This window comes from Burkholderia perseverans (assembly GCF_022870505.1).
GTDB classification, from domain to species: Bacteria; Pseudomonadota; Gammaproteobacteria; order Burkholderiales; family Burkholderiaceae; genus Burkholderia; species Burkholderia plantarii.
The window spans coordinates 1,202,521-1,223,370 of sequence record NZ_CP045093.1 but is presented as its reverse complement, the minus strand read 5'-3'; the positions used below and the strand labels follow the sequence as shown (position 1 = coordinate 1,223,370).

The following is a 20,850-nucleotide window of genomic DNA, read 5'->3' as shown; positions in this document are numbered from 1 at the left end:
GAGCGTCATCAGCATCTCCGGCCTGCGCACCAGGCGCCGGCGTCATCTGGTTGCATTCGCAACGAAGCCGGCACTCGCCCGCAGCCCGCGCCTCAGCGCGCCGTCCAGCGCGCCTGCGTCACGTCGAGCCTGCCCGGAATCAGCTTCAGCGCGGTGAACGCGTCGGCGATCTGCTGCTGGTAGGCGAAGGTCGCGTCGGTGACCGGCTCCACCTGATAGGTGGCGCGGCCGAGCGCCAGCTCCAGCGTCGGCGCGTCGAGCCCGACCAGCGGCGAGAGTTGCGCGGCCACCTCGGGTACGTGATCGCGCGCCCAGGCGTCGGTCGCGTCGATCTCGGCCAGCACCGCGCGCACGATCTCGGGCCGCGCCGTCGCGAACGGCCGGCTCGCGAGGTAATACTGCGTGTTGCGGACCAGCCCCTCGCCATTGGCCAGCGTGCGCGCGCCGGTCTGGCGCTCGACCGCCGCCAGATACGGATCCCAGATCACCCAGGCGTCGATCGCGTGCTGCTCGAACGCGGCGCGCCCGTCGGCCGGCGCGAGATACACGGGCTCGATGTCGCGATAGTCGAGCTTCGCCGCCTGCAGCGCCTTCACCAGCAGGTAGTGGACGTTGGAGCCGCGATTGAGCGCGACCTTCTTGCCGCGCAGGCCGGCCACGCCGCGAATCGGCGAATCGTGCGGCACCACGATCGCCTCGCCCTTCGGCGCGGGCGGCTCGGCGCCGATGTAGACGAAATCGACCTTGCCGGCCTGCGCGAAGATCGGCGGCGTCTCGCCGACGGTGCCGATGTCCACGGCGCCGGCCGCGAGCCCTTCGAGCAGCTGCGGGCCGCCCGGGAATTCGATCCAGCGCACGCTCACGCCAAGCGGCGCGAGCCGCTTCTCCAGCGTGCCGCGCGCCTTCAGCACGACGAAGTTTCCGTATTTCTGGTAGCCGATCCGCAACGTGGCGGCATCGCCGGCTGCGAACGCGGTGCCGCTCGCGGCCAGCGCGCCGAACCCGGCGAGCCCCGCCGGCCGCGCAAGCGCGAGCGTCGCGGCGGCACCCGCCGCCTTCAGCCAGCCGCGCCGGGTGGTGCCGTCGGCCGCGGCGCGCGGTTCGTCGGTCGTGGAAATCATGGTGGAAGTCGGGAGCCCGCGTCGCATCGTTGCCTGGTGTCCGTGTTCGGTTCGTCGGAACGTCCGTGCCGTGCCGCTCGACCGGTCACGGACGCCGGCGGACGATCGCGATCGTCCGCCCGGAGCGCCGATGGTAATCAAACCCGCGCGCGGGCCAAATCCCGATTGCTGCAATGCTTATCGGCACGACGCGACTCGGCGCGACTCGACGCGATTCGGCATGACGGCGGCGGCGGCGCGCGTCATGTCGTGGAGGAGATCGGGACGAAGATCGAGACGGAAGCGGGCGCGCGCGAACCGCGAAGCCGGCCGCGCGCGGGAGGAATCCGGAGAGTCGATGAAATAAACGATCCGGCAGGACATGCGCCGCCGCCCGGAGCCGATGCCCGCGGCGGCGCAGGCCGCCTCAGGCCGCCTTCAGGCCACCGTCAGCGTCACCGGCGGCAGGCCGCCGATCTGCCCGACGGCCACGCCGCTGCCCGCCACGTTCACGAGGCCGACGTAGCTGCCGCAGGTGACGAGCTGATCGGGCGTGATCGCGATGCCGCGTTCCACCGTGGCGTGGTTGACGAGCCAGCTCAGCAGCCGGCGCGGATCGCCGGCCGGGTTCGCCGGGGTGCCCGAGAACAGCGGCTGGCCGTTGAACGTGAACGACAGTTCGGGCGTGACGAACGGCAGGTCGGCGCGATACGGCACGAACTCGCCGGCCGCGAGCGCGCCGTGGTTCTGCAGGTCGGCCAGCTGCAGCAGGCGATCGACGGCCGGAAACCCGGCGAAGCGGCTCGCCACCACCTCGATGGTGGCGCCGACCTCGGCGATCGCCGCCTCGACCTCGGCGTCCGGATAGGCGCGATCGGTCGGCTCGAAGCGGCGGCCGAAGCGGAACGCGAACTCGAGTTCGAGCCCGAACGGCCGGCGCGCGTCGGCCGTGTAGACCCCCGTGTCGTCGAGCGAGACGCCGTGCTTCGGCAGCGGCGCGCCCTGGCGCGGGCCGTCGGGCGTCTTCGCGCCGACCTTCCAGCCGCCGATCGTGTCGTCGAGCGCCGCGACGATCTCGTGCTGCGCGTCGTAGGCCGCGCCCGCGTCGCGCGGCAGGACGGCGTCGGGCAGCGTGTCGATCTGCGTGTGGCTCGTGAAGGCCTGCGCGAGCAGACGGCCAAGGGAAAGGGATTCGTTCATCGCGTTCAGTGGATCGGGAGTCGAGGGCGCATCAGGCCGGAGCGGCGAGCGGCGCGGGCGCCCTGCCCGCTGCCGCCAGTGCCACATGCTACCGGCGAATCGCCGCGCGCGCCCGTTCGCGAGCGGGCCCGCCCACGCGTCGGATCAGAACCCGGCACCCGGACCTCAGAACCGGTAGCCGAGCGACGCGAACGTCGTCCACTCGGTGCGGCGCTCCGTGACCGGGCTGTTCGCCGCGAAGCGCTGCAGCCGCCCGAGCGTCGAGTTGACGGTGCCGACCCAGTGCCGCGAGAAGTCGTGCGTCATGTAGAAGTTCAGGTGGATGTCGCGGATGCCGGCGCCGGTGCCGTATTGCGGCAGCCCCGAGGCGGCGCTCTCCGACGGCGAGATGCCGAACAGCGTGCGCGTGTAGGCGCCGTTGGCCCAGGTCAGGCCCGGACCGACCGAGAACAGCCAGCCCTTCAGCGGCAGCGAGGCGTACAGATCGGCGCTGGCCGTGGTGCCCTGCCCGTAGCCGACCACGTCGCGATAGACGGCCAGCGCCCCGGTGAACGCCCATACCGTGTAGTCGGCGAACAGCTTCAGCTTCGGGCCGTCGTGGACGTCGGGCAGGCCGCGCAGCCGGCTGTCGTCGTTCGCGTCGCGCGACTGGAAATCGAAGCTGATCGCCGCGCCGAGGTGGTAGGTGTCGTTGCCGAGCACGTTCCAGCCGAGTACGTCCGGGCCCTGCGAGAAGAACGTGTCGCGGTAGGAGATGTCGAGCGCCGGGAACGGATAGGCCTTCAGGTGCCGCGAACCCGGATACTGCGGGGCGACGTAGATGCCGGGCCCGACCGTGATCTTCCACGGCGACGCGGCGCTGCCGGCACCGGCGCTGCCGTCCGCCGCGCCGCCCGTATCGGCTTGCGCGGCCGAGGCAAGCAGCATCGCGGCGAGCGGCGCCGCCGTCTTCCGGAGAAACATGGGCTTCATTTATTTGCTTTTGCGGGCCACCGCCGCGAGCTGGCGCAGCCGCCGCGCGAGCGCCTTCGACACCACGGGCGGGTTCGCCCCGCTGTCGGCGCCGTGCGTGATCTCGCTTTCGCGGAGGAACAGCGCGGTCTCTCGCGCGACGATTTCCCGTTCGTTGTCCGAGGTGATCATGTGATAGGAATCGTCGAGCCAGATGGTGCGCAGGAAGCTCGCGCCAATCCGCTCGATGACGAAATTCGGGTTGCGCGGGCTCGAGGTCTCGTCGTCGATCGCGTGGATCACGAGCGTGTCGTTCTCGATCCGGTCGAGCCCCTGGCGCGCCAGGCGCGCGAGCCGGTTGGCCTGATGCAGCGCCGGCAGCGAGATTTCGGACGGGCCGACCTCGCTGAACGCGTCGCGCTCCATCGCGCGCGCGATCTTGGCGCGCAGTGCCTCGTTGCGCAGGCCGAACGGCTCGGCCTCGCGGTAGCGATAGCGGTGCCGCAACGGCGTGTAGTAGGCCAGGTCGAGGATGAAGCGATACCACGGGATCGCCCAGCCGTTGTAGGTCAGCGTCAGCGACAGCAGCGCCAGCGCCTGCGCGCGCGGGCGCTGCTGGATCAGCCGCAGCGCGAGCGCGCCGCCGATCGACAGCCCGCACACCGAGACGCGCTCGTAGCGCGCCGCGAGCGCATCGAACTCGCGCACCGCGCCCTCGATCCAGCGCTCCATCGGCTGCTCGGACGTGCCCGCGCTGTAGCCGTCGAGCACCGGCGCGCAGACCGTGAAGCCTTCCTCGTGCAGGTAGCGCGCCAGATAGCGCAGTTCGAGCGGCGAACTGGACAGGCCGTGCAGCAGCAGCACGGCGTGGCCGTCGCCTTCGCCGAAGATCGGCGCGGCGGCCGAGGCGCGGGCCGGGCGGCTCGCGGCGGCGGCGGTCGTGATGTCGAGGGTTGCCATCTCAGCCTTGCTCCTCCGCGCGCAGCACGAGGAAATCGCCCGCGTGCGTGGTGAATCGATCGCATTGGCACTGCGTGAGGCGGAACTCGCCGCCACTGTCGTCCGCGCGCGCACGCACGCGCTGGCTGCCCGCCGACAGCGCGTGCGCGAGGCGCTGGATGTCGTCGGGATGGACCTGCGCGTAGCGCGGGCCGGGCGCGACCTCGCCGCCGAACGGCAGCGGCGCGTCCACGCTCTGGCCGACCTGCGCGCGCTGCGCCGCGTCGCGTTCGAGCGCCTTGATCAGAATCAGCTGGGACTGGTGCTGGGCGAGGTGGCGCAAGAGACGATGCGTTTCGTCGACGGCGCGGCGCGCGAGCAGGCGGTCGTTGTCCTGACGCAGCAGCATCTCGTAGCGCGACTGCGCGACCGAGGTGACCAGCTGCGCGTGAAACTGGGCGCGGCGCAGCCGCTCCACCAGCGTGATCACGAGCAGCGTGACGAGCGGATACGAGACCAGCAGGACGATGTCGCCGCGATCGATCGTCAGGAACTCGTCGAGCGAGGCGTAAGGCGGCACGAACAGGAAGTCGGCGATCGGCAGGCCGGTAAACATCACCACCAGGGCCGGCGCGAGCCCCAGATAGTATTCGACCAGCACCGCCGCGATCGCGAACGCGGTGCCGGGCATGATCGGGCCGAGCAACGGATGCAACGCGAGCCGCACGGCGATCGCGAGCGCCAGCGCGCCGGCCGCGTATGCCCAGCGCCGCATGCCCGCCGGTGCCCAAAGGCTCGCATTTCGAACTCTCATGTTTACCGGATATTTCAAAAAACGGTGAATGGTACCGAGTTTCGAACGCGGCGTGGCGAGCGCGACACGATGTTTTGCAACTTGGGGCGGCGCGATGCCGGCTGGCAACGGCGGCTCCCGCCGCGCGGCCGGGACACCGCGTGGCGCGGCGGTCCGACGGCGACGCCGCCGGGCCTGCCGGCAAGCCCGGGCAGCGCGGGCGAGCCGGCCGGGTATCGAAGCCGCCTTGGCCGCATGCATGCGGCGCCGTCGGCTACGGTCTCTGGTGCCTCGTCGCCATTTCCAGTAGATTCACGAATCCAATCCGGGGCCGGACGGCGGCGCGTTATATCGCACTACCGTGCGATCTGCCAAAAGACAAACAAAGACCAGACATCATGACGGGAAAATACCAGTACATCGTCCACATCGCGATTGACGGCGCCAGTTCCCAAAACGAGCTTTACCGAGGCACGGCCGAATATGCAGGCAGCGCCGGTCGAACCGATCAGGTCATCATCCACGTCGATCACATCAAGCTCGAATGCCAGCGCGCGTCCTTGATCGAACTGGGCGGCATATTCTCCAATTATCAAAGCGGCCTTTACGGCCAGATCGCCAAGTGCATCACGTTCTATATCTGCATCACGCAGACCATTCCGGTGATCAAGGCAATCACGATCAACGCCGTGCGCAACAGCAAGGTCTCCCGGCACCTGACCATCGGATCGGCGGATCTCAAACAGCCCGCCTCTTTGCAAGGCCGGTTTCCTACTGCGTTCGACGCCGCGGCACTCCAGGTTCTGTTCGAAGAATCGGCAAAAAGCTCGGCGCTGCTCAAGACGATCTCGCATCTGATTCGTGCCAAAACCAAACAGGATCCGTTCGATCGATTCGATTCGCTATGGAAATCGTACAACGCGCTCTATCGTCTCGTTGCCGGCAAGACCAAGGATCATGACTGCCACGTCGTTCTGAGGCAGTTCCTTCTGCAGCACCCGGCCGCCTCGCAATCGGTGGCCGCCCGATTGAAGACGCTCGATGCCACGGCGCTGCGGGAAAAATTGCGATGGCGCGCGCTGATCCTGAATGATTTCGAGAGCGCGGCGAAAGCAAAGGCGTTCAGCGACTTCATTCGCCGCTATACGGATGCCCGGCTCATGAAGGTATTCGAGGGCATTCTTCCGTATCGGGCGGCGTTCCTGAAAAGCGCCGGCCTGTTGAAGGCGACCGAGGATCACATCGCCCTCCATCTCAAGACCGGCACCGTGAACGACCAGGAAATCGCCGCACTGGTCTGTATCAAATATATGTATTTCGTTCGAAACAAGTCAGCCCATGGCGAGCGGCTGGACCGCATCATCGGCCTCGGCAACCAGGAGGTCACCGAAATCAAATGGCTCGGCGGGCTGCTGGAAACCCTCATCGTCGATCTGGTCAATGCCAATCCGCTTTATTGACGGCCGATCATCAGACCGGCAGCGGCAACCGAAAACAATCCGGCGGGCCATCCCGCCGAATCAACGAGAAAACGACCCATGCGAGCCTCGCTCCTCCCGCCGAAGGCCAACTATCACGGCAATCTGCTCTGGAATACCGGCGAGCAGGCCGGTCTCGCCACGGAAATCGCAAACGCCTGCCGGCAACTGACGGCACTCGGCTATTGGGCCAGCGCCTTTCCGGAAGGCGACGGCGTGGGCTTTTCCGTGCCGGCCGGCACCAGCGAAGCGGACATGCTCATGCATTTCCGCGCCGCCTTTACCTGGCTCGATATTTCACTGAAGACCGGATCGAATACGAATGCCGAACTGGCCGAACTCGACGGCGATCGCATGATCCCCTGCACGTTTGCGATCCCGCTCGACAAGATTTTCATCGAAACGCCTTTCAGCCTCGCCGATTACCGGTTTTTCCCGCGCCGCTCGAGCGATGACGCCGCCGACGAGGCGCGTGTCGATGAATTCGATCAGGAATACGTTGAATTCGAACTCACGGTATCGAACCGGGAACTGCTGCAAACCATGGAATCGATCGATGCGGGAAATCGCCTGATCAATCGCGTCCTCAATCACGCCGAAAAGGCGCTCGACGTGATTCGCACCACCTGCAGCCGCTTCAACCGGATCGAGACCACGCCGAATCCGGCCGGACAATGCGCGGACGGCGTCTATCGCATTCATGTGGAGCCGCGCGGCACCACCTATTTCAAGCCGCAGATCCTGTCGGGAATCAGCCGGCCGATTTCCGCCAACAACAACTGGCTCGGGCCTGAAGTCGACGTGCCGTTTTCGCCCGAATTGCCGGTGCTGGTGGAGATGCTGGCCGGCACGATCGCCGGGCCGCTGATCGATGCGTCGTTCACCGCGATCCGGGCCTGCCGATATGCGTTTTATGCGATCGCCCCGGAAGCCCAATTCCTGTCGCTGGTATTCGCGCTCGACGGCCTCGTCGGCCCCGATCCGAAATGGACCGGATGGAAGCACCGGACCTTCATGGCCGCCGCGATCAGTCGATGCAACGCCAGGCGATTCAAAGCCAGGTTGACCGATTACGACGCGCTCTACGCCGAGGTCAGGAACCCGCTCGTGCATCACGCGAAGCATTTCGAGGACCTGTCGCGCAGCCCCGAGGCATCGAGCCAGACGATCTATGAATACATCAAGGACGTCGTCGATTTCGTCGGCATGGAATCGTTCACCGAGCGCCCGGCCTTCAACGCGAAGATCATCGCGTTCCTGCAGGACGACGCCGTCAAGGCGCAATACACCGAGGTGATCAACACGGTGTCGGCGGCCCGGGGGAAGAACCCGGAAATCCCGAAGTGGTAAGCGCCGCCCCGCCTCACATCCCGTCCACCGGCGTCACGTCCGGCCCGAACACCACGCAGCCGAACGCGAAGCGCCCCGGCTCGCCCACCAGCGCGCCGGCGAAGCGGGCCGACGGCAGCCGGTGCGCGCCCGGCAGATACAGGCTCCCCGGCTCGCTCAGCGCATCGGCCTGACGCTTCGACAGCGGCATCGCCCAGCGCAGGTAGCCGGCATGGAACAGGGCCGCGTGGCCGTCCTCGGCGTTGCCCTCGATGTCGAGCCCCGCCGGCACCGCCGACGGCAGCGGCGCGAGCCGGCGCGCGGCCGCGAACGCGCCGATCTCGCCCGCCGTCTCGGCGTAGACGGTGAGGTCGGTGTCGGTGGCCGCGTCCCCGCTCTGCTGCCTGGCCAGATGGATCAGCGTCACCGGGCTGCCCTCGATCGTCACGGGGCGCGGAAACCGCACGCGCATTTCCTCCCAGGCGTCGGACGGCGCGTCGTGCCGGTCGTCGAGCTGCACGCCGCCGTCATGCGCATAACCGGTGAACGACACGCCCGCCGCGCGCCACGCCGCCCGCTCGGCCGGCCCCGGCGCCCGCGCACCCGGCGCGCAGGCCAGCAGCGCCTGGAAGCGCGCCGCGGCCAGTTCCACGCCATCGGCGCCGGCGCTGGCGGCCGTCGGCACCGCCGCCAGCGTGACGGTGGCGGCCAGCGCCGAGCCCCACGCCGCGGCACGGCGCAATGCGGCCGGCGCCGGAAAGGCGGCCCGCCGGGCGGCATGGAAAGGGAACCAACGGCGCGTGGACTTCATCGTTGCAGCGTGGCGCTGCGCTCCTTCGGAAGGCGCCGCCCTTCGATGGGGGCGGCGCGGATGACTGGCCCTGAATCATGCCGACAAGCGTCGGGCTTGCCAAGCATCGCAGAAGTCGGCCCGGCGCGCTTCCGCCCGCGCGACCGGCGCCTCGCGCGGGCGTCCGTCGCGGGATGGTGGGCGGCGGCTTGCCTCGGGATGCTCGATCGACGTCGGCGCGCGGCCGCCCGTTTCCTTTCAAGCGCTTTCGTCCTGTTCCGCGTCTCGATCCGGGTCAAGACGCGCAACGCGACCGACACCGGCGCTCGGCATGAAACGGAAAACCGCTCGCCCGCTACCCTTACAGCATGCTGCGCGGCCGCTTCATGGTCCCGTCGACGAACCGGCGCGCACGAAACGCGTCCAGTTCGAGCGACGGCGCGCCGGTATCGACCAGCTCCGCGAGCAGCCGCCCGACGATCGGCCCCATCGCGAAGCCGTGCCCGCAGAAGCCGGTCGCGATCGCGAGCCCGCGCACCGCGTCGGGCGCGTCGATCACCGGAATCCCGTCGGGCAGCACGTCGATCAGCCCGGCCCAGCTCTCGACGGCCTGCGCCGCCGCAAGCGCCGGGAAGATCTTCCTGAGCCGTGCCAGCGCGCGCGGCCCCTGCGCGGGATTCGGGCGCGGCTGCGGCTCGCGCGGCTCGATCGCGTCGAGGCCGCCCGTGAGGCGCCGCGCGAGGTCGCGGGGCAGCGCGCCGTTCAGGTGAATCCGGAATTTCTCGCGATGCTTCCAGAATTCGGGCATGAACAGCGACAGCCCGCGCAGGTGGCCGAGCGTCAGATCGACGTCGACGGTCATGTCGTCGGCGAGGTTGATGGCGCCGTCGGCGCGCTGGCGAATGCCGAGCCCGTGGCCCCAGATCGTCGCCGCCGACACGGCCGGCAGCGCGTTGGTGCGGATGCAGGTGCCGCGCACGGTCTGCTGCGGCAGGCGGATGCCCACGCCGTCGAGCAGCCGGAAGCTGGCCGCGCCGGCCGCGCAGATCACGCGCGAGGTCTTCACGAGGCCGCGCTCGGTCACGACGCCCGTCACCGCGCCGCCAGCCGTCTCGATCGCGCTCACGCCGCAGCCGTCGAAGAAGCGCGCGCCGCGCTCGATCGCGCGCGCGGCGAACGCGGGCGCCACGCGCCGCGGCTCGGCCTGCCCGTCGGTGGCGGTGTAGAGGCCGCCGAGCACCGGCGCGGCGAGCCCCGTCACATGGCGCCCGACCTCGGCGGGCGCGAGCGCGCGCGTGTCGAGCCCATGCTCGCGCGCCACCCCGAGCCAGTCCTGGAACGCGGCCCAGTCGTCGTCGTTGTCGGCCAGATAAAGGCAGCCGCCCTGGCGCCATTCGAGATCGGCGCCGAGTTCGGCCTCGAGCCCTTCCCAGATCCGCATGCCGGCCATCATCAGCGGCACCTCGGCCGCCTCGCGCCCCTGCTGGCGCACGAAGCCCCAGGCGCGCGTGGACTGCTGGCCGGCCACCCGCGACTTGTCGAACACCACGGCCCGGATCCCGCGCAGGGCGAGATAGTAGGCCGCCGCGCAGCCCATGATGCCGGCGCCGGCGATCACGACGTCGGCCTCGGTCGGGAACGGTTCGTCCGCGCGGGAAAACGCGCGGTACAACGGATAGGTGGTGGTCATGCGACGTGGCTGGCGGTCTGGAAAGCGGTGGGGGCGAGGTGGCGGGATGCCGCCTCGGCGATCGCGCCATTCTACCGGCCGCCCGCGCCCGCCGGTGGCACGCGGCCGACGGCACGCGAACACAAAAATGCACGAAACAGTCGCGCGCCGCCCCACGCTACCCCGACTGGCGCCGGTACGATCGCTCGTCTATGTTATGGAGACGAGGGTCGCGCCGACGGCCGTCGCGGGTTCAACGGCATCGCGCCACTCGACGCAGGCACCATGAAACACCGAGCGCCACGCAATTTCGCCGCCCGCGGTTCGACCGCCGCGCGCGCCTGCCTTGAATGCCCCGTCCATCGGGGCTCGCAGGTTGGCGCGCGAGACACATCGCAATGTTTCGTTACAGCTTTCCCATTCGCCAGTGTAAATGTCGACAGAGCGATTTCTGAATTGCGGTAAAGTTAACGTTTGCGTGCGTGGCCGGTCGGCTCGCTCTACCCCTCAGCGGCCCTGTCCGACATGAACCCAACGTCGTAAAGCGACACCCTCTCGACCCGATCGCATTCGCAAGCATGACCAACGAAGCAGTGACCACGGACTCCCTAGCCGTCGCCGAACGCGTGCGCGAGCTGATGAGCCGCAATGGCATCGGGAAACGGCAACAGACCACCGAACTGTGCCGGATTCTCGATCTGAGCTTTTCCCAGGGCCACCGCAAATTGCGCGGCAGCAGCCCCTGGACCCTCTCCCAGATCCGCAAGGTCGCCGAAGCCTATGGCGAACCCGCCGCGCAGCTGTTCGGCGCGCAGTCGCTCGACCCCGGCATGGTGGGCGCGAGCGCGCACGACGCGATCCTGTTCGCCGGCGTCGCCGAGATCCCCTGCACGGTCTGGATCGGCGCGCAGCTCGAACCGGGCGCGCGCCCCGAGTTCGTCGCCTACGAGAACCAGGGCCGCTGGCGCGTGCTGCGCCAGAGCGGCGTGCTCTACCAGAACGCCTACGACGTCCACAAGATCGAGATCTATCCGCGCCGTGTCGAGAACGACCGGCTGCTGGTGGCGGTGGTCGACAGCGATCTCGGCACCGCCGAGCTGGTCTGCCGCTACCTCGACGAGCAGGGCTTCGCGACCGTGCATTTCGACAAGCTGCCGGCCTTCATCGACGCGCTGCAGAACCAGGCGTTCGACGCGGTGCTGACCGAATGGCTGTTCGAGGAGCGGCCGGCCACGCCGGTGATCCGCGCCGTGCGCGCCTCCGACAATCCCGGCGCGCCGATCTTCGTGCTGACGGGCGCGCTGCTCTCGGGCCACGCCAGCGAGGCCGAGATCAGCGACGTGATGCGCACCTTCGACGTGGTCTGCTACGAGAAGCCGGCGCGCCTCGCGCTGCTCTGCGCCGATCTGGCGAAGCGGCTCGCGCGGCACTGAACCGGCGGCCCGCGCGGCGTCCACCGGGCACCTCGCGACGCGGCGCCGACCATGGCGGCGCAAGCGCGCCGCGCCCTCCTTCCGCACATCGCGCGGGCCGGCGTTGCCGCGGCACGAGGGAAACGCCCCGGCGGCGGCCCGCGCCTGCGACATCACGTGTCGCGACCAGGAGCGCGTGCGTACAATAGCCGACGCCTCCACCTCCGAGTCCCTTCATGGCCCGCATCATCCCCGACGACTGGAAGAGCGTCGCCGCCACCGGCGCCGCGCAGCGCGAGCGCGACACGCTGACGATGCTCGAGGCCGCGCTGCCCGACGCCTACACGATCTACCACGGCGTCCACTGGACGCGTCCCGACCATCATTTCTCGGTGTTCGGCGAGGCCGATTTCGTGGTGGTGAGCCCGTCGGGGCGCGTGCTGCTGGTGGAGCAGAAGGCCGGCTTCCTGCGCGAGACGCCGAAGGGGCTCGCGAAGGTCTACATGAAGACCGAGCGCAACGTGGCGATCCAGCTCGCGCGCATGCAGGAGACGCTGCACCGGCGCCTGACGGCCGCGTTCGGCGCGGGCGAGTACGGCGTGGACGCGCTGCTCTACTGCCCCGACCACACCGTCACGAACCCGGCGATCGCGGGGCTGCCGCCCGAGCGCATCGTCGACGCGACGCGCCGCAACCAGCTGGCCGCCGTGATCGAGGCCGCGTTGCCGGCCGACGAGCCGCCGTTCGCGAGCGCCGCGAAGATCCACCACTTCCTCGCCGACGAGCTTTCGCTCGCGCCCGACACCAGCGCGCTGGTCGGCCAGGCCGACACGCTCGTCACGCGGCTCGCGGCCGGCCTCGCCACCTGGGCGCGCCGGCTCGAGTTCGCGCCGTTCCGGCTGCGGGTGATCGCCACCGCCGGTTCGGGCAAGACCCAGCTCGCGGTGCGCGTGATGCGCGACGCGGTGGCCGCGGGCCGGCGCGTGCTCTACGTCTGCTTCAACCGCCCGCTGGCCGACTCGATCAAGCGGCTGGCCCCGGAAGGCGCGACCATCGCCAACTACCACCAGTTCTGCGACGCGGTGCTGCGCGATACCGGCCACACGCCCGACTTCGCCGAGCCCGACGCGTTCACGCGGCTCGCGGCACGCTTCGCGGCCACCCCGGTGCCCGAGCGCTGGCGCTTCGACGTACTGATCGTCGACGAAGGGCAGGACTTCCAGCCCGACTGGGCCGCCGCGCTCGAACGGCTGCTGACGCCGGACGGCGCCTGGTGGTGGCTGGAAGACCCGCTGCAGGCGCTCTACGCGCGCGACGACGTGCCGTTCGACGGCTGGGTCACGCTGCGCGAGCTGACCAACTACCGCAGCCCGCGCGACGTGCTGCACTACCTGCGCCGCGTGGTGGGCGAGCTGGAGCCGCTCGCGGCCGAACTGAAATCGGGCAGCCCGCTCGACGGCTCGGAGCTGAGCTTCAACGTCTACGACGACGGCGACGCGACCGGCGAGGCCTGCATCGACGCCACCAAGCGCGCGATCACGCAGGCGCTGTCGCTGGGCTTTCGCAAGCAGGACATCGCGGTGCTGTCCTATCGCGGCCGCGAAAGCTCGGTGTTCACGCCGCTCGACCAGCTCGGCCCGCACCGCGTGCGCCGCTTCACCGGCAAGTACGACCTGTTCGGCACGCCGGAGTATCAGGAAGGCGAGGTGCTGCTCGATTCGATCTATCGCTTCAAGGGGCAGGCCGCGCCCTGCGTGATCCTGACCGAGGTCGATTTCGAGACGTTCGACGCGCGCGCGGCGCGCAAGCTGTTCGTCGGCGCCACGCGCGCGACCATGAAGCTGATCGTGGTGGCCTCGCAGCGTGCCGCCGCGCGAATCGCGCCGGGCGACTGACGCACCGGGCGAACGTCGACCCGAACGACAAGGGGCGCGATAGATCGCGCCCCTTGCGTTTTTCCGGACCGTCGCGGCCCGCGCGGGCCTCAAGCCACGCCAGCCACTCAGGCCACGTGGAATGCGCGCACCGCCTCGCGCAGCCCGTCGGCCTGCTCCTCGAGCGCGGCGGCGGCCGCCGCGGCCTGCTCGACGAGCGCCGCGTTCTGCTGCGAGACCTCGTCCATCTGCGAGACCGCGCGGCTGACCTGCTCGATGCCGTCGCGCTGCTCGTCGGAGGCGGCCGCGATCGCGGCCATGCTGTCGTTGACCCGCGTGATCGCATCGCGGATCTCGTTCATGGTGTTGCCGGCCGAGCCGACCAGCCGCGAGCCGGCCGCGACGCGCTCCACCGATTCGCCGATCAGCGCGCGGATCTCCTTGGCGGCGCTGGCCGAACGCTGCGCGAGCGTGCGCACCTCGCCCGCCACCACCGCGAAGCCGCGGCCCTGCTCGCCGGCGCGCGCCGCTTCCACGGCCGCGTTCAACGCCAGGATATTGGTCTGGAACGCGATGCCCTCGATCGTGCCGATGATGTCGGCCACGCGCTGCGAGCTGCGGTCGATGTCGTTCATGGTGCCGATCACCTCGCCCACCACCGAGGCGCCCTGCGAGGCGATGCGCGTGGCGTCGTCGGCCGATTCGCGCGCGTCGCGCGCATGGTCGGCGTTCTGGCGCACCGTGGTGGTCAGCTGCGCCATGCTGGCCGCGGTCTGCTCCAGCGCGGCCGCCTGTTCCTCGGTGCGCTGCGAGAGATCGGTGTTGCCGGCCGAGATCTGGCGCGTGGCGGTGGCGATCGATTCGGAGCCGTGCGCGACGCGCCGCACCGTCTCCGAGAGGTTGCGCTGCATGCGCGTGACGCCGCTCACGAGTTCGGCCATCTCGTCGCGCGAGGTCCATTGCAGTTCGCGCGTGAGATCGCCGTCGGAGAGCCGGCGGAAGTGTTCGAGCAGGTGCGAGAGCGGGGCCGTGATCGCGTAGTGCAGGCCGATCGCGCAGCCGAGGCAGGCACCGAGGCCGACCACGATGGTTGCCAGCGCAACCAGACGCAGCGTCGAGAAGCGCTGCTGCGCGCGCTGGTACTGCTGGCGGCCGTTGTCGAGGGCGAACGTGTCGAGGTCGTTGGTGGCCTTCGACAGCGCCACCGACAGCGACGGCGAGACCTTCATCATCAGGCGGTCGGCCTCGTCGGCGTGACCGCCGCGCAGCGCGTCGATCATCGGCTGGATCGCCTGCGAAATGAACGCGCCGCGCGCGCCGGCCACCGCGTCGACGAACGGCTGCTCGCCGTCCTGGCGCGGCAGCGCGATGTAGTCCTTCCAGGCCTTGTCGGAAATCGACAGGTACGATTCGGCCTTGTTGACCACCGACTGCAGGTCCGGGCGGTCCGGATGCAGGATGGCGCGATCGAGCGTGGTGCGCACGATGGTCAGGTTCAGGTTCGCCGAGGCCAGTGCCGTCTTGGCGGCGAGCCGGGACGTATAGGCGTCCTTCAGCGCGTCGTTCGAGCCCTGCATGCCGAACAGACCGATCAGGCCGGTCACGCAGAGCAGCGCGGCGGCCAGGGCCAGCGTCGAATAAAGGCGAGTACGGATCGAGAAACGGGAAAACAAAGCGTTCATGGCTGACCGGTCGACAGGATTCAATGGCGCTCGCGCGCACGTCTTTTGCTGACGATATTTACGGTCCTGAACTGGAAAACTTGAGTATTCCGGAATGGGGAATCATCCCGATTCGGGCGGTTTCGTCCAGATTCTTGATCTTGCGCAGGCTTATGACCAGGATGGGCATCCGGTGCCGGGGTCCGCCTCGTGGTTCGGACGCCCCGCCGCCGCGGCCAGGCCCCGCGCGCCGGCCGCCCGCCGCGAGGCAGGCGCGAGGGGACGACATGAGCGGCCACCCGAAGCCACCGCCCGAAGCGCGCGACGACATCGCGTACACACGCTAAAATCCGCGCATGCCGACATCGACCCCGCCCTCTCCCGCCGATGCGTCGCCCGACGGCGCAGCCTCCAACGAGTACACCGTCGACGAGCTCGCGCGCGTGACCGACACGACCGTGCGCAACGTCCGCGCCTACCAGGATCGCGGCTTGCTCACGCCGCCGCGCAAGCGCGGCCGCGTCGGCATCTACGACGACACGCACGTGGCGCGGCTCAAGGTGATCAACCACCTGCTCGCGCGCGGCTACACGCTCGCCAACATCCAGGACCTGATCAAGGCGATCGACGACGGCCACGACCTGCGCTCGATCCTCGGCCTCGAGAACGCGATCGGCGGGCGCTGGTCGCACGAGCGGCCGAAAACCTATTCGCTGGCCGACCTGGTGACGATGTTCGGCCCGCAGACACCGTCCTCGCTCGCTCGCGTGACCGAACTCGGGCTGCTGGAGCGGCGCGGGCTGTCGTTCGTGGCGAAGACGCCGGGCCTGATCGAAGCCGCCGCCGCGATGGCGCGCGAGGGCATTCCGGTGCGCGAGCTGGTGGACGCGATCATGATCGCGCGGCCCCACTTCGACGCGATCGCGCGCGTGCTGGTGGACCTCGTGGTGCGCCGCCTCGACCGCTACGACGAAGGCTCGCTGCCGCCCGTCACCGAGGTGCCGGCGCTGGTCGAGGCGATCTGGCGCGTGCGGCCGCTGTCGGCCACCTTCGTCGAGGGCGAGATGAACCGCGCGCTCGAGGCCGCCTCGGGCGACTACCTCGGCGGCCGCGTGGCGACCATCCTCGACAAGCAGCTGAGCGGCGCCGCCCGCGACGAAGCCGACAAGGCCGGCAAGCCGGGCGCGGCGCCGGCCGACGTCACGCGCGAGACCGCCGAGGCGGCGCGCGGCAAGCGCGAGAAACCCTAAAAACCTTAGTCACGCCGCCGTCATATTGATTTCGGCAATGCTTGGTTGGGCCGGGCGGATGCCCATGCGACGATTTTTTGACTGCGGCGGCATGGTTCGGCATGCCGCCGTCCCCGTCGAATCTCGCCGCATGCCGGCGACCGCTCCGGAGATCGCCCGATGCCCAGCCTTGCCCGCTTCGTCCGCTTCACCCGCTTCATCGCCTCCTCCCGTACCGCCGCTCCCTCCCGCCCCGCATTCAGGCCGACCGCCCGGCTCGCCGCGCTGCTCGCCGCCGCCGCGCTGTCGGCCGGCTTCGCCGGCAGCGCCGCCGCCCAGGGCGCCGGCCACGTGCTGCGGATCGGCTACCAGAAGGCCGGCCTGCTCGCGGTGGTGAAGGCGCAGGGCGCGCTCGAGACGCGGCTCGCGGCGCTCGGCTACACGGTGAAATGGTTCGAATTCCCGGCCGGCCCGCAGCTGCTCGAGGCGCTGAACGCCAACAGCATCGACTTCGGCTACACCGGCGCGCCGCCGCCCGTGTTCGCGCAGGCGGGCGGCGTGCGCTTCGTCTACGTCGGCGCCGAGCCGCCCGCGCCGCACAACGAGGCGATCTTCGTGAAGGCGGGCTCGCCGATCCGCGACGTGGCCGGCCTGCGCGGCAGGAAGGTGGCGCTGCAGAAAGGCTCCAGCTCGAACTACCTGCTGCTCGCCGCGCTGAACAAGGCCGGGCTGCGCTACGGCGACATCCAGCCCGTCTACCTCGCGCCCGCCGACGCGCGCGCCGCGTTCGAGAGCGGCGACGTGGACGCCTGGGTGGTCTGGGATCCGTACTACGCGGCCGCGCAGAGCGCGCTGAAGGTGCGCACGCTGTCGGACTACACGGGGCTCGTCGCGTCGTACAACTTCTATGAGGCGACGCGCGACTTCGCCGGCGCGCATGCCGACATCGTCGCCGCCGTGCTGCGCCAGCTCCGCGAGACGGGCGGGTGGGTCAACGCGCATCCGGCCGATACGGCCACGATCATCGCGCCGAAGGTGGGGCTCGACACGGCGCTCGTCGAGGCGTGGTTCAAGCGCGTGCCGTTCGGCGCGGTGCCGGTGGACGACCGCATCGTCGCCTCGCAGCAGGCCGTGGCCGACGCGTTCTACGGCGTGAAGCTGATTCCGCAGAAGCTCGACGTGGCCGCCGCGGTCTGGCGCGATCCGGCCGTGCAGGCGGCGCTCGCGTCGAAGTGAGAAGTGAGTGAGGGCCGGCGGCGCGCCGCCGGTGTCGAGAAAGGAGCGGACGCCGGGGCGCCCGCCCGGGCTCGCACCGGGCGCCCGGTCAGAGCGGCGGGAAACCGCGGCGCGGCACCGGCAAGCCGGGGACGATGAAGGCGATCAGGTCGGCGATCTCGAGCCGCCGGCTTCGCCCGCGCGCCGCCGCGTCACGCTCGCGCCGACGCGCGGCGGTGCCGTCCCGGGCGGCGTCCGTCAGTGCGACAGTCCCGCCTCGCCGCCCGCTCCGGCCTTGTCGTGCGTCGCGTACCGGTCGATCATCGTCGCGCTCGCGCGATTGAGCCCGAACAGCTCGACCGCCACGCCGTGGCGGCGGAACTTGTTGACGATGCGGTCGAGCGCGTCGATCGCGGTGATGTCCCAGAAGTGCGCGTGCGACACGTCGAGCCGCACGCGCGCGACCGGCTCGTGGAAATCGAACTGCGCGACGAACGCCTCCGACGACGCGAAGAACACCTGCCCGCGCACCGTGTAGCGCCGCTCGCCGGCCGCCGCGTCGAGCGTGCTGTCGACCGCCAGCACGCGCCGCACCTTCGAGGCGAAGAACAGCGCCGAGAGCAGCACGCCGACGAACACGCCGATCGCCAGGTTGCCGGTGGCCACCACGATCGCCACGGTGGCCAGCATCACCACCGACGAGCTGGCCGGGTGCGTGCGCAGGTTCGCGAGCGACTTCCAGCTGAAGGTGCTGATCGACACCATCACCATCACGGCGACCAGCGCCACCATCGGAATCTGCCGCACCCACGGCCCGAGGAACACCACCAGCACCAGCAGGAACGCGCCGGCCACGAACGTCGACAGGCGCCCGCGCCCGCCCGACTTCATGTTGATCACGGTCTGGCCGATCATCGCGCAGCCCGGCATGCCGCCGAGCAGGCCCGCGGCGATGTTCGCGCAGCCCTGGCCGCGGCATTCGCGGTTCTTGTCGCTCGGCGTGTCGGTGTAGTCGTCGACGATGGCGGCCGTCATCAGCGATTCGAGCAGCCCCACCACCGCGATGCCGATCGAGTACGGCAGCACGATGCGCAGCGTGTCGAGCGTGAGCGGCACGTGCGGGATCGCGAACCCGGGCAGCGCGTCGGGGAACGCGCCCATGTCGCCGACGGTGCGCAGCGGCAGGTGGCAGGCCAGCGCCAGCGCGGTCAGCACGACGATGCAGACGAGCGGCGACGGCACCACGCGCGTCACGCGCGGCAGCAGGTAGATGATCGCGAGGCCGAGCGCGAGCAGGCCGTAGACGGTGACCGGCACGCCGCGCAGCTGCGGCAGCTGGGCGAGGAAGATCAGGATCGCGAGCGCGTTGACGAAGCCCGTCATCACCGAGCGCGACACGAAGCGCATCAGCTCGCCGAGCCGCAGCAGGCCGGCGCCGATCTGCAGCACGCCGGCCAGCATGCCGGCGGCGAGCACGTACTGCACGCCGTGGTCGCGCACCAGCGAGGTGAGCAGCAGCGCGACCGCGCCGGTGGCGGCCGAGATCATGCCGGGCCGGCCGCCCGCGATCGCGGAGACGACGGCGATCACGGAGGCCGCGTAGAGGCCGACTTTCGGGTCGACGCCGGCGATGATCGAAAAGGCGAGCGCTTCGGGAATCAGCGCGAGGGCGACGACGATGCCGGCGAGCAGATCGCCGCGAGGGTTGCCAAACCACTCGTCGCGTAGGGTACGGGCATGCATGGCGGGTTCCATGGTGGAGCGTTGGGGGCGGTGCCGCGCGGCGTCGGGGCTCGCGCGGCCGGCCCGGCCTTCGGGCGCGGACGGCATCCGGTGCCGCCGGTGCGCGGCGCCCGGCAGGCGGAGGCGTGCGACGCCGGCAGGCGTTCGTGTGAGGACACGGGTAGACGGGACGGCGCCCGGCATGCCGCGCAAGGCGGACGACACGGGCGACATCGGTCCGCGAACCCCCGATCGGTCGGGCGAATGGACAGACGACGGATGGGAGTTCGCGAGCGATTACATGGGTAGCGGGGTCGTAGCGGAGTCGATTTGGACGGACTGGGCGACGCGCACCGCCGGCGCACCGGCAAGCTGCGTGCGGGCGGCGGGAGCGGGTGCTGCGGTGCGGCATTCTAACCGCATCGCAGGGGCTTGGGCAAACCCGGGGGGAGACGGCGGCCGGGGAAGCGGCTTGGGGGCGGATGGCGGGGACGGGCCCGAGCCGCCCGGCCGGCTCGGCGGCCCCAGCGACCTCAGCGACCTCAGCCGCCGATCGCGTGCCGCACGATGCCGTCGAGATCGTCGGCGAGCCGTGCCGCGCCCTCGCCCGGCTGGCCGATGCCGAACTCGTGGCGCACCGCCCCGCCGTCGATCAGATAAAGGCTCCAGGTGGTATCGGCGGCCGATTTCGAGCGCAGCGTGTGGGTGGAGATCCAGATCGCGTCGGCGTCCGAGCGGATGCCGGAGAGTTCGCCCGCGCTCAGCGGCGCGTCGTTGCGCGCGAGCGCGCGCAGCGCGAAGCGGCCCTGCGCGTCCTGCGAGGCGGCCGTGACGATGCGCGAGACGCGCCGCGCGTCGTAATCGACCACGATCCAGATTGCCTGCGGCGTCATGAACCCGCCGCGCACCAGCATCAGCCCGTGGGCCGGCGGCGTGATCGCGCCGAGCAGGAAATCGATCGTGCAGTCCTGGCAGACGTAGCCGCGCGGCAGCAGCTGCGCGCCCGTCATGCCGGCCGGGATCGGCGGCGAAGGCGGCGGCGGCAGCTCGCGCGGCGCGCCGCCGGCGCAGGCCGACAGCAGCGCGGCGGCGGCCAGCGCCGGCACGAGCAGGCGGCCTCGAAGTCGGCTTTGGCTTTGAAGTCGGCCCGCAAGCCGGCTTGAACGCCGGCGCGCGGCGGGAGGCGGAACGGAAGGCAAGCGTGCGCTCCTTCGGTGGATCGGAAACGAAGCGGCGAAAGCGGAACAGCCGGCGCCGGGCCACGCATCCAGTACCGGACGCGGATACGCGGTGCGCGTCATCATCGCATCGGCATGCGGCCCCGGCAATCCAGAAAGTCACATGAAAACAGATTCCAAACCTCATGAAAGCTTCGCTATATCGCCGTGCCGATTGCCGGCGTTTCAGAAATAAGCGGAATCCGCCGAAATCAGGCAGCACCGAATAAAAAATATAAAAAATCGTTCTGTTTTTTTGATACCACGACTG

At 69.9% G+C, this 20,850-nt stretch carries 16 protein-coding genes; 6 read left to right on the top strand and 10 right to left on the bottom strand.

Features of this window, described 5'->3' with window-relative positions; all coding sequences use genetic code 11:
* Positions 1 to 92 precede the first annotated feature (92 nt).
* From BpN12_RS05135 to BpN12_RS05115, 5 genes are all read right to left on the bottom strand, one after another.
* Positions 93 to 1,118, bottom strand: coding sequence for a sulfonate ABC transporter substrate-binding protein (locus BpN12_RS05135; RefSeq protein WP_425306301.1), 1,026 nt, complete (start codon positions 1,116 to 1,118; stop codon positions 93 to 95).
* A 420-nt stretch (positions 1,119 to 1,538) separates the two neighbouring features.
* A complete protein-coding gene (locus BpN12_RS05130) occupies positions 1,539 to 2,300 on the bottom strand; it encodes a 2-keto-4-pentenoate hydratase (RefSeq protein WP_246794214.1) in 762 nt (253 codons plus the stop codon).
* Between the two features lie 165 nt (positions 2,301 to 2,465).
* Positions 2,466 to 3,272: a MipA/OmpV family protein gene (locus BpN12_RS05125; RefSeq protein ID WP_246794213.1), complete on the bottom strand. Its 807-nt coding sequence runs from the start codon at positions 3,270 to 3,272 to the stop codon at positions 2,466 to 2,468.
* Positions 3,273 to 4,211 (bottom strand): alpha/beta hydrolase, encoded by a 939-nt coding sequence (locus BpN12_RS05120; RefSeq protein ID WP_246794212.1) that lies wholly within the window; start codon positions 4,209 to 4,211, stop codon positions 3,273 to 3,275.
* A gap of 1 nt (position 4,212) precedes the next feature.
* Positions 4,213 to 5,004 carry a DUF4118 domain-containing protein gene (locus BpN12_RS05115; RefSeq protein ID WP_246794211.1) on the bottom strand — a complete coding sequence of 264 codons (792 nt, stop codon included), beginning with the start codon at positions 5,002 to 5,004 and terminating at the stop codon, positions 4,213 to 4,215.
* Here BpN12_RS05115 and BpN12_RS05110 point away from each other — a divergent pair.
* Together BpN12_RS05110 and BpN12_RS05105 are read left to right on the top strand one after the other, a co-directional pair.
* Positions 4,950 to 6,443 carry a hypothetical protein gene (locus tag BpN12_RS05110; RefSeq protein WP_246794749.1) on the top strand — a complete coding sequence of 498 codons (1,494 nt, stop codon included), beginning with the start codon at positions 4,950 to 4,952 and terminating at the stop codon, positions 6,441 to 6,443. The genes BpN12_RS05115 and BpN12_RS05110 overlap by 55 nt on opposite strands.
* Before the next feature lie 246 nt (positions 6,444 to 6,689).
* Entirely contained in the window at positions 6,690 to 7,811 is a 1,122-nt protein-coding gene (locus BpN12_RS05105; protein WP_246794210.1) for a hypothetical protein, read from the top strand.
* 13 nt (positions 7,812 to 7,824) lie between these two features.
* On the opposite strand, the gene BpN12_RS05100 is transcribed toward BpN12_RS05105, so the two are convergent.
* Both BpN12_RS05100 and BpN12_RS05095 read right to left on the bottom strand, forming a co-directional pair.
* Positions 7,825 to 8,532 carry a hypothetical protein gene (locus tag BpN12_RS05100; protein WP_246794209.1) on the bottom strand — a complete coding sequence of 236 codons (708 nt, stop codon included), beginning with the start codon at positions 8,530 to 8,532 and terminating at the stop codon, positions 7,825 to 7,827.
* A 409-nt stretch (positions 8,533 to 8,941) separates the two neighbouring features.
* Positions 8,942 to 10,270, bottom strand: a complete 1,329-nt coding sequence (locus BpN12_RS05095) for an NAD(P)/FAD-dependent oxidoreductase (protein WP_246794208.1) — start codon at positions 10,268 to 10,270, stop codon at positions 8,942 to 8,944.
* 557 nt (positions 10,271 to 10,827) lie between these two features.
* On the opposite strand from BpN12_RS05095, the gene BpN12_RS05090 reads away from it, so the two are divergent.
* Both BpN12_RS05090 and BpN12_RS05085 read left to right on the top strand, forming a co-directional pair.
* Entirely contained in the window at positions 10,828 to 11,682 is an 855-nt protein-coding gene (locus tag BpN12_RS05090; RefSeq protein WP_246794207.1) for a helix-turn-helix domain-containing protein, read from the top strand.
* 215 nt (positions 11,683 to 11,897) lie between these two features.
* Positions 11,898 to 13,556: an ATP-binding domain-containing protein gene (locus BpN12_RS05085; protein WP_246794206.1), complete on the top strand. Its 1,659-nt coding sequence runs from the start codon at positions 11,898 to 11,900 to the stop codon at positions 13,554 to 13,556.
* 107 nt (positions 13,557 to 13,663) lie between these two features.
* On the opposite strand, the gene BpN12_RS05080 is transcribed toward BpN12_RS05085, so the two are convergent.
* Positions 13,664 to 15,217 (bottom strand): methyl-accepting chemotaxis protein, encoded by a 1,554-nt coding sequence (locus tag BpN12_RS05080; RefSeq protein ID WP_246794205.1) that lies wholly within the window; start codon positions 15,215 to 15,217, stop codon positions 13,664 to 13,666.
* Between the two features lie 335 nt (positions 15,218 to 15,552).
* On the opposite strand from BpN12_RS05080, the gene BpN12_RS05075 reads away from it, so the two are divergent.
* Positions 15,553 to 16,446: a MerR family transcriptional regulator gene (locus tag BpN12_RS05075; RefSeq protein ID WP_246794204.1), complete on the top strand. Its 894-nt coding sequence runs from the start codon at positions 15,553 to 15,555 to the stop codon at positions 16,444 to 16,446.
* A gap of 159 nt (positions 16,447 to 16,605) precedes the next feature.
* Positions 16,606 to 17,661, top strand: coding sequence for a sulfonate ABC transporter substrate-binding protein (locus BpN12_RS05070; RefSeq protein ID WP_246794203.1), 1,056 nt, complete (start codon positions 16,606 to 16,608; stop codon positions 17,659 to 17,661).
* A gap of 237 nt (positions 17,662 to 17,898) precedes the next feature.
* Here BpN12_RS05070 and BpN12_RS05065 read toward each other — a convergent pair whose 3' ends face one another.
* Together BpN12_RS05065 and BpN12_RS05060 are read right to left on the bottom strand one after the other, a co-directional pair.
* The gene (locus BpN12_RS05065; protein WP_246794202.1) at positions 17,899 to 19,383 is read right to left on the bottom strand and encodes a SulP family inorganic anion transporter; all 1,485 of its coding nucleotides are present in this window, start codon (positions 19,381 to 19,383) and stop codon (positions 17,899 to 17,901) included.
* Between the two features lie 521 nt (positions 19,384 to 19,904).
* On the bottom strand, positions 19,905 to 20,468 hold the full coding sequence (locus tag BpN12_RS05060) for a hypothetical protein (protein ID WP_246794201.1): 564 nt from the start codon (positions 20,466 to 20,468) through the stop codon (positions 19,905 to 19,907).
* Positions 20,469 to 20,850: the final 382 nt, after the last annotated feature.